At 45.7% G+C, this 12,802-nt stretch carries 10 protein-coding genes; 3 read left to right on the forward strand and 7 right to left on the reverse strand.

Annotated elements, in window-relative coordinates; translation table 11 throughout:
- Nucleotides 1-151: 151 nt before the first annotated feature.
- The 5 genes from malZ to yfbV all read right to left on the reverse strand — a co-directional run bounded on the left by malZ (nucleotide 152) and on the right by yfbV (nucleotide 5,768).
- Nucleotides 152-1,978, reverse strand: coding sequence for a maltodextrin glucosidase (gene malZ / locus J8Z23_RS10970; RefSeq protein WP_434633498.1), 1,827 nt, complete (start codon nucleotides 1,976-1,978; stop codon nucleotides 152-154).
- A gap of 141 nt (nucleotides 1,979-2,119) precedes the next feature.
- Complete coding sequence (locus tag J8Z23_RS10975) at nucleotides 2,120-2,914, reverse strand: ABC transporter ATP-binding protein (protein ID WP_282174355.1); 795 nt, start codon at nucleotides 2,912-2,914, stop codon at nucleotides 2,120-2,122.
- Complete coding sequence (locus J8Z23_RS10980; RefSeq protein ID WP_012841584.1) at nucleotides 2,911-3,846, reverse strand: ABC transporter permease; 936 nt, start codon at nucleotides 3,844-3,846, stop codon at nucleotides 2,911-2,913. The genes J8Z23_RS10975 and J8Z23_RS10980 overlap by 4 nt, the downstream gene beginning before the upstream one ends.
- Nucleotides 3,847-4,020: 174 nt before the next feature.
- A complete protein-coding gene (locus J8Z23_RS10985; RefSeq protein WP_012841583.1) occupies nucleotides 4,021-4,986 on the reverse strand; it encodes an ABC transporter substrate-binding protein in 966 nt (321 codons plus the stop codon).
- A 329-nt stretch (nucleotides 4,987-5,315) separates the two neighbouring features.
- Nucleotides 5,316-5,768 (reverse strand): terminus macrodomain insulation protein YfbV, encoded by a 453-nt coding sequence (yfbV, locus tag J8Z23_RS10990; RefSeq protein ID WP_005380809.1) that lies wholly within the window; start codon nucleotides 5,766-5,768, stop codon nucleotides 5,316-5,318.
- Nucleotides 5,769-6,114: 346 nt separating this feature from the next.
- On the opposite strand from yfbV, the gene J8Z23_RS10995 reads away from it, so the two are divergent.
- Both J8Z23_RS10995 and pta read left to right on the forward strand, forming a co-directional pair.
- A complete protein-coding gene (locus J8Z23_RS10995; RefSeq protein WP_005396635.1) occupies nucleotides 6,115-7,311 on the forward strand; it encodes an acetate kinase in 1,197 nt (398 codons plus the stop codon).
- 136 nt (nucleotides 7,312-7,447) lie between these two features.
- Nucleotides 7,448-9,592, forward strand: a complete 2,145-nt coding sequence (pta, locus tag J8Z23_RS11000; RefSeq protein ID WP_005396636.1) for a phosphate acetyltransferase — start codon at nucleotides 7,448-7,450, stop codon at nucleotides 9,590-9,592.
- Between the two features lie 111 nt (nucleotides 9,593-9,703).
- On the opposite strand, the gene J8Z23_RS11005 is transcribed toward pta, so the two are convergent.
- Entirely contained in the window at nucleotides 9,704-10,981 is a 1,278-nt protein-coding gene (locus J8Z23_RS11005) for an MgtC/SapB family protein (RefSeq protein WP_301659680.1), read from the reverse strand.
- Nucleotides 10,982-11,267: 286 nt separating this feature from the next.
- Here J8Z23_RS11005 and J8Z23_RS11010 point away from each other — a divergent pair, with 286 nt between their 5' ends.
- A complete protein-coding gene (locus J8Z23_RS11010) occupies nucleotides 11,268-11,690 on the forward strand; it encodes a DUF7282 domain-containing protein (protein WP_256894461.1) in 423 nt (140 codons plus the stop codon).
- A 114-nt stretch (nucleotides 11,691-11,804) separates the two neighbouring features.
- On the opposite strand, the gene J8Z23_RS11015 is transcribed toward J8Z23_RS11010, so the two are convergent.
- Entirely contained in the window at nucleotides 11,805-12,752 is a 948-nt protein-coding gene (locus tag J8Z23_RS11015) for a glutathione S-transferase family protein (RefSeq protein ID WP_074191594.1), read from the reverse strand.
- Nucleotides 12,753-12,802 lie beyond the last annotated feature (50 nt).

A 12,802-nucleotide genomic window follows, 5' to 3' on the forward strand; every position in this document is an offset into this window, starting at 1 on the left:
GATCGTCTCTTATCAACAATGGGATTACGCTGTCTTATCAACTGGCAATGCGTAGTGCGCATCGCCAGATAATCAGATAACCAACAAATGTGTGCGCATTGTAGGAGACTGTTTATATATTAAAGAAGTTTAATCAATATAGAATGTAGTGTCACTTCAGTTGCCATAATTTGAAGCTCTGTGCAGGTATATTGACAGAAAGATGACCCTTATAATCAATAAGTTCGCGTCCATCAAGCAGTGACGAAAGATGGGTAGCCTCCAAACCAAGTTGCCACAGAGGCAAGTCAATTGAACACTCATCGCCACTTAGATTCATCACAACAACGATCGCTTCACTTCCAAGTACGCGCGCATAAGCCAGCTCGTTGGTATCGCAATGCAGCCATTGAATACTACCAGACTGTAAAGACTTGTACTGTTTACGTATCGAAATCCATTGCTTGTAAATCAACAGCCATGCTGAGTTTTCGATTTCATTCCAAGGGAAACAGCGACGATTATCCGGGTCCAGCCCTCCTTCTAGTCCGACTTCACTCCCATAGTAAATACAAGGTGTACCGACGTATGTCATGAGAAGAGCAAGTGCGATGTTCATTTTACGCTTATCACCATCAACCAGTGTGATAAAACGAGCAGTATCATGACTATCGAGTTGATTTAGCTGCGATAGCTGATTCGAAAATGGAATTTTTGCTCTGGCTTCGTCCAACCATGCTTTAAACTCCAAACCATCAATGTTGATTGGTTCATACATAATATCTTGCTGCGCGATAAAAGCTCGAACTGGATGAGCAAAACCGTAGTAGTTCATCGCCCCATCCTCTTGATCACCTTGCAACCACTGCGTTGCTTCAAAAAAGTGCTCACCTAGCACATAGGCATTCGGATTGACTGACTTCGTCGCATGGCGAAACGCTTCAACATAATGAGCATTGTTTTTCGCTCCCTCTCCTTCGCCAAGCATATGGATAACATCAAACCGCCAGCCATCAACCAAGTACGGTGGCTTCAGCCAATACTTGATGACAGACTCTTCACTTTGGTAGATATAGTCGCGCACATGTTCATTTTCAAAGTTCAGAACCGGTAAGTTACCAATGCCTTTCCAACCAATGTAGTGGTTGGTTTCGCCTTCGAAAAAGTAGTAATCGCGGAACTTTGACTGCGGATTGCCATACGCCCCTTCTCCTTTTTGTTGGATATCAAACCAAGGATGATGCACTGACGTGTGGTTAAACACCGCGTCTAAGACAATCATCATATTCTTACCACGAATCTTCTCACACAGTTCCGCAAACTGAGCATTAGTGCCGAGCATAGGATCAACAGTAAAGTAATCAGTAGTGTCGTATTTGTGGTTACTTGGTGAAGAAAAAATCGGATTGAAGTAAAGCGCTGTTACGCCGAGCTGTTCAAGATAGTCCAACTTTTGTGCCACACCTTTGAGATCGCCGCCAAAAAACTCTCTTGCCCCGGTATTTTGGTGAGAGCCTACCGCGTCTCCCCACGATTTAATGATCGCTTCTGAATCATGCTGAGCATAAGCTTTACGAATGTCAGATTCACTTTTACTAGCAGAAAAACGGTCAGGAAAGATTTGATAGAACACTTGCTCTTGGACCCAGCTTGGTGGTTGATGATTTACATTCAACTTAAAGTGGAACTCTTTGGGTGGAATACGTTTTTGTACGCCTCGTGCATCGAGCCAGTATTGTTGTCCATCTTTGAGAAGCTTAAACACATAATGTGTGACATCTCGATCTCGATTTGGGCGGAACGATGCTTCCCATAGTAACAATTCCCCAGCAGTTCCTACTTGAGTCATGTCGACCAGACATTCTTCATTGTCCGGCTCAAGACGCACATATACGGAATCAAAATCCAATGTCTCGGTTTTCAGTCTGACTGTGACTTGCTCTTGATTAAAAGCTAAACCATCAATAGTTTGACTATGAAAAATAAATGGCAGGTTCATTATGGGCACTCCTCGTCATCGGATATGCCACTATGTTATTGAAGAATTAGAGACAAGAAATCCTCCTTGCGAGTTGACATATCAGCCAATTTTCCCAAGGAGGATCACACTTAGTAGGCGTAGTGACTTGTCGGATACCGTTTAGTTCAACAAGAGACTGTCATCTGCCAGCTCTTCACCACGCACTTTGGAGAACATATCCAACAAGTCTGGTACTTGCATGTTAGCGCGCTGATCTCCAGCCACATCAAGCACAATTTCACCTTGGTGAAGCATTACGGTCCTATCGCCACATGCTAATGCGTCTTTCATCGAATGCGTCACCATCATCACGGTTAAATCGAACTCATCGACAATACGTTTAGTTAAGTCGATAACAAACGCCGCCATACGAGGATCAAGCGCAGCCGTGTGTTCATCAAGCAGTAACAACTTACTCTCCGATAACGTCGCCATCACAAGGCTAACGGCTTGTCGTTGTCCACCGGACAGTAAGCCAATGCTATCGCCCAGACGATCTTCTAAGCCAAGCCCTAGGATGCTAATTCGCTCTTGGAACAGCTTGCGACGTTTAGCTGAAAGCGCCAAACCCCAACTGCGTTTTTTACCACGCATGTACGCTAAAGCCATGTTCTCTTCTATCGTTAGCTCTCCACAGGTTCCGGCCAATGGATCTTGAAACACTCGTGCGCATTGCGTCGCACGCTGGGCTACCGTCTGCTTGGTGACGTCTTTGCCATCAATGATCACCTGACCACCTATCATCGGCGTCTCACCTGTCACCGCACCAAGCAACGTCGATTTTCCTGCGCCATTAGAACCAATCACGGTAAGAAATTGATGCTCTGGAACCTCTAAAGAGACGCCTTTCAATGCACGATTTTCTAAAATCGTCCCTGGGTTGAACGTGACCTGAATGTTATTAAGTTCAATCATAACGCCTCCCCCGAACCATTTTTTGATGCCGCTTGTTTAGCATCGGTAACGCGTTGTTTCGCTCTCATGCTCTGTTTTAATTTTGGAGCAATAAGCGCGACAGCCACCAATACTGCGGTGACAAGGTTGAGGTCTGATGCTTGTAAACCAAACATGCCAGAGCTCAAAGCGAAAGCGACTGCAAGACGATAAAGTACCGAACCGATGATGACAGCAAATACCGCAACCCAAATTTTTCGCCCGGGAATAAGGGTCTGGCCCAAAATCACAGCAGCCAAACCAACCACAATGGTGCCCACGCCAGAGGTCACATCTGCAAAGCTGTTCGTTTGTGCAAACAACGCGCCTGCGAATCCGACAAACCCGTTGGATAAAGCCAAGCCAAAGTAGGTATAAAAACCAGTGCTCGCCCCTTGCGCAGAAACCATACGCGCATTAACGCCCGTGGCTCGTAAACCAAGACCAAAGTCGCTGTTCAGCAGGCGAATGACAAAGAAAGCGGACAGAAGAACTAAGACCCCAACAACCAGAGGGCGAATAAACATCGCATCGCCCAATGCTTCAAACGGAGTGAGAATCGTATCCTCTCCAAGCAACGCCATATTAGGTTTGCCCATAATACGAATATTGATTGAAAATGCCGCGATCATGGTAAGAATGGAAGCTAACAGGTGCAAAATACCACATCGAACAGCCAAAAAAGCGGTTACCCACCCCGTCATACTACCGGCTATCATCGCCATTATTGTCGCAAGCCAAGGATTAATACCTGCGACAATCGCCGTTGCAGCCACCGCAGCTCCCATTGGAAAGCTGCCATCCACACTCAAATCGGGGAAATCGAGAACACGAAACGTAAGATACACACCCAAGGCAACTAGGCCATAAATTAAGCCAATTTCGAGTGCGCCAAAAAAAGCAAATGCAGACATAACTGCTCCTTTCTGCATGTTCAGGCTGACGAATACCAACCTGAACTTAAGACTTCTAACGTATACTCCCATTCTTCTCTAGCAGAATGCTCTACACGAGAAGTCCGGCGAGTATCAATTTTGGGGCAAGCCTCTACCAACCAACGTGACAGGCTTAACCCCAAAAAGCGTTACTTATTGCATGCTTGTCGCACGTTCAACCACAGAACTTGGCAGCTTGATACCGAGCTTAGATGCTGCGCTTTCATTAATTACAAGGTCAGAGCCCGTCGCGACTTTTACATCCAGCTTGCCTGGTTCTTGACCATCAAGAATCGCCGCCACGTAATCCGCGGTTTGTACACCAACCTGGTAGTAGTCAAAACCTAAGCCTGCAATTGCACCCTTTTCGACATACGACGTAGCGCCACCAAAGACAGGTTTCTTCGCTTGATTCGCTGCCACAATCATCCCTTCAATCGCACTTGCAACTGTATTGTCTGTTGGGGCGTAAAGAATGTCTGATTTCGCTGCAATCGCTTGAGTCGCAGACTGAACATCAGCACTTTTTAGTGCGGTCGCTTCAACCACTTGTATGCCTTTTGCTTTTGCGCTTTCTTTTAGTAATTCAACTAAAGTCACGGCATTAGCTTCACCGGGATTAAATACAACCCCGATGCTTTTCACCTGAGGAAGAATTTCTTGGATGAGATCGACATGCTGAGCAACGGGTGAAAGATCAGACAGGCCAGTTACGTTTTTGCCTGGTTGTTCCATCGACTTAACCAATTTCGCACCAACCGGATCTGTTACCGCAGTAAAGACAACAGGAATAGAGCGAGTAGCCGACACCAAGGCTTGTGCCGAAGGCGTCGCGATACCCACTAACACATCAGGATTTTCGCCGACGTACTGACGGGCAATTTGCACTGCAATCGCAGGGTTACCCTGTGCGGTCTTATAATCAAATTCTAGATTTTTGCCTTCTTCGTAGCCTTTCGCTTTTAAACCATCAAGCAATCCTTGACGCGTCGCGTCTAACGCGGGGTGTTCGACAATTTGTGAAACTGCAACGGTTGCAGTGGCGGCCAGTACATTGGCAGAAGAGAAAATAGCAGTAGCAGATAGAACGGCAGTGGCTAATAAACGTTTCGTTTTCATCATAACTCCTTGATGTGACTTCGTCCTTGTTTCGCGAGCATTCAACATGAATATCGACTCGTGAATTCAAATGTTTGAAGGGGGTAATGTTGTGTTCGTATAACTGTGCACTTCTTGCGCATCTTGTTTTTATTATTACTACTAAGTCTTAGTAAAGAAAAGAAAGATTTAACACTAAAGCAACATTTGTGATCGGGGGACTTCTTCATCCGGAAAGAATCTTTGGTAAACAAAGCTTCGCTCGCTTCATCAACGACCGTCAAAGTAGGTAATAGAGGCAGGATCAAAAATGGAGCGGCTAGTGCACACTCCATTTCAAACAATTTAAATTAGAACCAACGCTCTAGTGAGGACTTATCAAGCTGACGAAACGCTCGATTCAGTATTATCGCAAGCTCTTTATAACGAGGGCGAGCTTTAACAGGCTCTAGTGCGAAACCTGTTTCCACAATCTTTTGATGTAGCTCCCGATACCAAGACGCCAGAGAAGGCGGCAATTTCGTGTTGGATCGAGCACCAAGCCACCAAATGCCTTGAAGTGGCAAGCTAATCGCAAACAAGGCAACAACAATGGATTGAGGTAACGCGTGGTAATTATTGAATGCCATTTGAGTGAGTACGCTGATCGCAGCAACGGCTGGCATGACTTTAATGCCAAAGCGAGTCGCCTTAATGATACGCTGTTCCGGAAATATGGCACTTAGCTCTTTACGAACCGGCCAGATCTCCATGTAATTCTGGCCATCTTTCAGGCTATGGATCAATCCGACTTTATTACTCATACCGCTCTCTCACTAAAAAATAGTTGAACATTTCAACTGAAGGTACAAAAAATTGATGAAAGTTAATATTCTTTCAAATTTTTTTTGTTATCATTGCTTATTATCGCTATCCTTTGCAGACCCTCAATCTCATTGTTGCTGTTATTTACAATTTAAGCAACTCCGAGATATCTATCTGCACGGATCGCATCATAGTGATGGATGGGTTCATCACTATTTCTTTATATGGAATTAGAACAATTTTTGACCAGGATTAGTACGCAGCCTTCTGGGTATCGGCTATTCTTGTGATTAATTTTTCATTCTTTAACTGATTTTTTATCAGACGAATAACAGGTAGTCATACATGTCTAAGCTAGTTTTAGTTTTAAACTGCGGTAGTTCTTCTCTTAAATTTGCCGTTGTTGATGCCGAGAACGGCGACGAGCACTTATCAGGTCTTGCTGAGTGTCTTCACCTTCCTGAAGCTCGCATCAAGTGGAAACTTGATGGCAAGCACGAAGCTCAACTAGGCAATGGTGCAGCTCACGAAGAAGCACTAGCGTTTATGGTAGAAACTATTCTTGCTTCTAAGCCAGAGCTTAAAGCTAACCTAGGCGCAATCGGTCACCGTATCGTTCACGGCGGCGAGCAGTTCACTCAATCTGCACTAATCACTGATGAAGTTCTAAAAGGTATTCAAGACGCTGCAACATTTGCACCTCTTCACAACCCTGCTCACATCATCGGTATCGAAGCGGCTAAGAAAAACTTCCCAGAGCTGAAAAACGTTGCTGTATTTGACACTGCGTTCCACCAAACTATGCCTGAAGAGTCTTACCTATACGCTCTTCCATACAACCTATACAAAGAACACGGTATCCGTCGTTACGGCATGCACGGTACTTCTCACTTGTTCATCACTCGTGAAGTTGCTGGCCTACTAAACAAACCAGTTGAAGAAGTAAACATCATCAACTGTCACCTAGGTAACGGCGCATCTGTATGTGCGATCAAGAACGGTCAATCTGTAGACACTTCTATGGGTCTTACTCCACTTGAAGGTCTAGTAATGGGTACTCGCTGTGGCGACATCGACCCTGCGATCATCTTCCACCTACACGACGCTCTAGGTTACTCTGTTGATCAAATCAACACGATGCTAACTAAAGAGTCTGGTCTTCAAGGTCTAACTGAAGTGACTTCTGATTGTCGTTTCGTTGAAGACAACTACGGTGAGAAAGAAGAAGCAACACGCGCAATGGACGTGTTCTGCCACCGTCTAGCTAAGTACGTAGCTGGCTACACTGCTTCAATGGACGGTCGTCTAGACGCAATCACTTTCACTGGCGGTATCGGCGAGAACTCTGGCCCTATCCGTGAAATGGTTCTAAACCGTCTTGGCATCTTCGGTATCGAAGTAGATAGCGAAGCTAACCTTAAAGCTCGCTTCGGCGGCGAAGGCGTTATCACGACTGAAAACAGCCGTATCCCTGCAATGGTTATCTCTACTAACGAAGAGCTAGTCATCGCTGAAGACACTGCACGCCTGACAGGTCTTTAATTGAATTACTGGCTAGCCACTCGGCTAGCCAGATTTTCATTCAAACGAATTTCTTAGGGGCTCAACTCCTATTCTTCGAGCTTCATGGAATAAGAGTTGAGCTTTTATCCCCCAAATAGCTAAAGGTACTCTACGAATGTCTCGTACTATTATGCTTATCCCTACTAGCGCAGGCGTTGGCCTAACAAGCGTTAGCATGGGTGTTCTTCGCGCTATGGAGCGTAAAGGCGTTAAAGTTTCTTTCTACAAGCCAATCTGTCAGCCACGTTCAGGTGGTGATCAGCCAGATCTGACTTCAACTATCGTTGGCCACAACAGCGATATGAAGATCGGTGAACCAATGGCGATGTCTGTTGCTGAAAGCCTAATCGGTAACGACAACATGGACGAGCTGCTAGAAACCGTTGTTGAACGTTACAACCAAATCAACAAAGACGCAGACGTTACGCTAATCGAAGGTCTTGTACCTACTCGTAAGCACCCATTTGCAAACCAAGTAAACGCGGAAATCGCGGCAACACTTGGTGCAGAAATCGTGCTAGTTGCGACTCCAGGTACTGATAACCCTGCGCAACTGAAAGAGCGTATCGAAGTAGCATGTTCTAACTTCGGCGGCACTAAGAACAAAAACATCTCTGGCGTTATCATCAACAAGCTAAACGCTCCTGTTGATGAAGCTGGCCGTACTCGCCCTGACCTATCTGAAATCTTTGACGATGCAGATAGCGCAAAACAAAACGAATTGAAAGTGATGGAAATCTTCAACACTTCTCCAATTCGTGTACTAGGTTGCGTGCCATGGAGCATTGATCTGATTGCGACTCGTGCAATCGACATGGCTAAGCACCTGAAAGCAGATATCATCAACGAAGGTGACATCAACACTCGTCGCATCAAGAGCATCACTTTCTGTGCACGTTCTCTGCCAAACATGATTGAGCATTTCAAACCTGGCTCTCTACTTGTTACTTCTGCAGACCGTCCTGATGTTATCGTTGCTGCTTCTCTTGCTGCAATGAACGGTGTGGATATTGGTGCTGTACTGCTAACTGGCGGTTACGACATCCCTCGCGAAATCGAAGGTCTATGTAAACCAGCGTTCGACACTGGTCTACCTATCTTCAAAGCACAAGGTAACACTTGGCAGACATCTCTAAACCTACAGAGCTTCAGCATCGAAGTACCTGCAGACGATAAAGAGCGTATCGAGTTCATCAACGAGCACGTTGCTGGTCACATCGACGGTAACTGGATCGAGTCAATGACTGAAGGCACTCAGAAGTCTCGCCGTCTAAGCCCACCAGCGTTCCGTTACCAGCTAACTGAACTTGCTCGTAAAGCAGGCAAGCGTATCGTTCTTCCAGAAGGTGACGAACCACGTACTGTTAAAGCGGCAGCAATCTGTGCTGAACGCGGCATTGCAGACTGTGTGCTTCTAGGTAACCCAGATGAAATCCGTCGCGTAGCAGCTCAACAAGGCGTTGAGCTAGGTACTGGCGTAACCATCATCGATGCCGATGCTGTTCGTGAAAACTACGTTGCTCGTCTAGTTGAGCTGCGCGGTGCGAAAGGCATGACTGAAGTTGTGGCTCGTGAGAAGCTACAAGATTCAGTATTCCTAGGCACAATGATGCTTGAGAACGACGAAGTTGACGGCCTAGTTTCTGGTGCTGTTCATACTACGGCGAACACTATCGTTCCTCCGTTCCAAATCATCAAGACTGCACCAAATGCGTCTATCGTATCTTCAGTATTCTTCATGCTTCTGCCTGATCAAGTACTGGTTTACGGTGACTGTGCGATCAACCCAGATCCAACCGCTGAACAGCTTGCTGAAATCGCTATCCAATCTGCTGACTCTGCAGCAGCATTCGGTATCGACCCTCGCGTTGCTATGATCTCTTACTCTACTGGTGAATCTGGTAAGGGTGCAGACGTTGATAAAGTACGTGAGGCAACTCGCATCGCGAAAGAGAAGCGTCCTGATCTAGTGATCGACGGTCCTCTACAGTACGACGCAGCTATCATGGAAAACGTGGCAGCGTCTAAAGCGCCTAACTCTCCAGTAGCAGGTAAAGCGACAGTATTCGTATTCCCAGACCTAAACACGGGTAACACGACTTACAAAGCGGTACAACGTTCAGCTGACCTAGTTTCTATCGGTCCAATGCTGCAAGGTATGCGCAAGCCTGTAAACGACTTGTCTCGTGGCGCGCTAGTAGACGATATCGTGTACACAATCGCTCTAACAGCAATCCAAGCAGACCAAGAAGCTAAATAATCGCTTCTGACATCTAGTTGGACAACTATCCAAAGCCCTCGATTCGTCGAGGGCTTTTTCTATTGTTGGCCACACAGCAAAGAGGCTATGAGCAATAGCACTAATACGCTCTTACGAATACAGCGCCATAAATACCCCAGCCCCAACCACAACACAACCTGTCATCACTGGTGCGATTCGGCGCCAAAGCTTCTTATCCCCTATCGCGATGACCATCCCCATTTTCACAATGGTATTAACCGAAGCGGCAATCAAAATGCCTAACGCAGCAGTGGTCACGCTCAATGTTTGCGTACTTTGACGCCCGAGGGTTAACGAGATCGCATCAACGTCAGTAATCCCTGATAAAGCAGAAAGGATCAACACACCCGCGTTGCCGAACCAGTCAGACAAAGCATGAGCAAGCAGCATAATCACCGCCAACACGAGGCCAAAGAACAGTGCCGACTGCAAAGCAAGAGGGTTCGTTTGCTTATTTGATTGCTCAATCTGCTCAACTTCACTTCTGCGCCAAATCCACCATGCCGGAATGTACAGCGCAACCATCATCGCCATCACAATTGGCCAAAGCAGTTTCACTAATTGTGGATTGATAACGGACAGTACGATAAGTAAACGAGAGAACATGGTTCCGCAGCTCAAAAGAATACCACTAGCGAGTAACGGGCTGATGCTCGCTTGCTCACGAGAAAGATGGGAAAACTGCAATGTTAATGCTGTCGAAGAGCTAAGCCCCGCAAATACAGACGTAAACAAAATACCTCGCTTCGCCCCGCCGATCTTTATCGCAAAATAACCGACAAAAGAGATACTAGCGATCAGCACAACCATCCACCAAATCTCATACGGGTTAAGTGCATTCCAAGGGCCGTAAGATTGATTTGGTAACAGTGGTAACATGACTATCGAGATAAGTAATAAACGCAGTGCTGCGTCTAACTCATACTCTTGCAGTTTTTGTAGTGCTTGATGTAGCTCTCTTTTGTTATCGAGCACCACAGCGGTTATGACGGCCGCTGCTGCAGCTAAAACAGCCTCACCCGACACGGCAAGGTTACCCAGAACAAACACCACCATGATACTAACCACGCCAGTGATGCTCACATCTCCGCTCTTTTTCTGCTGTATAACAAAAGCGATGCAAGTGAGGATGACTAAAGCGATAAGCGCAAAACCAATGAGTAAAGGTGTATAGATGTTGGCGAGAATGCCAACTAAACCACCGAGTAAACCGACTAAAGAAAAAGTACGAATGCCTGCTACACGACTGCCTTCTACGCTATTGCGCATCACCCAGCCACGTTGGGTGCCAACAATTGCCCCCAGTAATAGAGCAATAAGCAGATTCCAAATTAGATGCTCGCCACTGACAAACTCATTGATATCCATGCATCACCCCGTTAAAAAGCGGTTGTTATATCATTAGTTTATTTGAATATGGGTAAGAAGCTGTGACGATGAGAGGATAATCAGAAAATGGCCCCGGTTCCCGGCTTACCATTGCGTCTTATAATTTCATTATTCTTTTACCTGCCACCAAAACGTAATAGAACGAAGCGAGCCTCCCTGTTCAATTTATCAGCATTATTTACATTTCAACTGAACTTTCTTACTAGAACTACGTAACGAAGATGGACTGCTATTAAGCAAACTCACACATAAGTAAGGAATACATATGAACAACTCCATCAACAACTCACTGCTAAAGCTTGGTTTAGCTGCATTTCTGTTCAGTTTTTCTTCATTCAGCTTTTCTGCCCCAAGCATTAAAGGCGTTGATCAAGATATGACCGGAGGAACAGTAACCGCAAAAATGGTTCATGCTGACGACAACGGATGGATGGTCGTCCACCGAACAGACGAATCAATAAAGCCTGGCCCCGTGATCGGCTATGCCCCACTAAAGATGGGACAGAATGAGAACGTGAATGCAATTTTGATGGAACCGGTTGAGTCTGGCGACATGCTGATGCTAATGGTCCACGGAGAAAAAGGGGGAATGAAGACTGGCGTATTTGAATATACACTCGGAGCCAAAGAAGATGGCCCTGTAAAAGTCGACGGAAAATTAGTGATGGACGTCGTGCGCGCTAAGTAAGACGAGCGCACACTTAAAAGTCACTCTCCTACTCCTAGTATTTAGTTGGCATAAAAGTACTTAACGACATTGCTAACCGTTAAGTACTTTTTCATTTCTGATAGAGGCAGCAAACTAGCTAATTATTTCTCTTCCATGAGGAGAGTTTAAGTCTAAATCAGGCCCTTTGGGTACGACTTGCGTCGGGTTAATACCAGTGTGGCTGAAATAATAGTGACGTTTAATATGGTAGAAATCCGTGGTTTCTTCGACGCCTTCGACTTGATACAACTCTTTTAAGTATCCTTGAATATTTTCGTAGTCTGCGATGCGCTGCTTGTTACATTTGAAGTGACCCACATACACGACATCGAAACGGATCAGAGTCGTAAACAAACGCCAATCAGCCTCAGTAATAGTATTCCCCGCTAAATAACGATGCGTCGCTAGGTGCGAATCGATTTTATCTAGCGCAGCGAATAAAGAATCGAATGCTTCTTCATATGCCTCTTGCGTGGTCGCAAAACCACAGCGATACACTCCATTGTTGACGTTTGGATAAACAAAATCGTTCCACTCGTCAATAACATGCTTTAACTGTTCTGGATAATAGTCATCGTGGTTTCCTGTTAACTCATTGAACTCCGAGTTAAACATACGAATAATTTCTGACGACTCATTCGACACGATCGTATTGGTCTTTTTATCCCAAAGCACAGGCACAGTTACACGGCCTGTGTAATCTGGTTTGGCCTGCGTGTAGATTTGGTGCATACGAGTGTGACCAAATAGTGGCTCAGGAAGCCCCATTTGCCAGCCTTGGCTTAACATATCAGGGCAAACAACCGTGACATCAATATGGGGTTCTAAGCCTTTCAGCTTGCGGAAGATGAGCGTTCGGTGTGCCCAAGGACAAGCAAGAGAGACATACAAATGGTATCGACCAGACTCTGGTTTAAACTCCGCATCAGGTTCGTTTTTAACCCAGTTACGGAATCCTGCATCTTCACGCACAAATTTGCCACCATTTGATTTTGTGTCATACCAGACGTCATGCCAAACACCTTCGACCAACTTACCCATGATTGCACTCCTCTCATTCTGTTTATGTCTATATTAGCGTTTCCTATCAA

The organism is Vibrio sp. SCSIO 43086 (assembly GCF_051132235.1).
Classification (GTDB): Bacteria; Pseudomonadota; Gammaproteobacteria; order Enterobacterales; family Vibrionaceae; genus Vibrio; species Vibrio diabolicus.

Coding starts and splice junctions, on each gene's coding strand:
- yfbV (WP_005380809.1), bottom strand. CDS start 5,768: ATGAGTAATAAAGTCGGATTGATCCATAGCCTGAAAGATGGCCAGAAT.
- J8Z23_RS10995 (WP_005396635.1), top strand. CDS start 6,115: ATGTCTAAGCTAGTTTTAGTTTTAAACTGCGGTAGTTCTTCTCTTAAA.
- J8Z23_RS11010 (WP_256894461.1), top strand. CDS start 11,268: ATGAACAACTCCATCAACAACTCACTGCTAAAGCTTGGTTTAGCTGCA.
- J8Z23_RS11005 (WP_301659680.1), bottom strand. CDS start 10,981: ATGGATATCAATGAGTTTGTCAGTGGCGAGCATCTAATTTGGAATCTG.
- J8Z23_RS10980 (WP_012841584.1), bottom strand. CDS start 3,846: ATGTCTGCATTTGCTTTTTTTGGCGCACTCGAAATTGGCTTAATTTAT.
- J8Z23_RS10985 (WP_012841583.1), bottom strand. CDS start 4,986: ATGAAAACGAAACGTTTATTAGCCACTGCCGTTCTATCTGCTACTGCT.
- malZ (WP_434633498.1), bottom strand. CDS start 1,978: ATGAACCTGCCATTTATTTTTCATAGTCAAACTATTGATGGTTTAGCT.
- J8Z23_RS10975 (WP_282174355.1), bottom strand. CDS start 2,914: ATGATTGAACTTAATAACATTCAGGTCACGTTCAACCCAGGGACGATT.
- pta (WP_005396636.1), top strand. CDS start 7,448: ATGTCTCGTACTATTATGCTTATCCCTACTAGCGCAGGCGTTGGCCTA.
- J8Z23_RS11015 (WP_074191594.1), bottom strand. CDS start 12,752: ATGGGTAAGTTGGTCGAAGGTGTTTGGCATGACGTCTGGTATGACACA.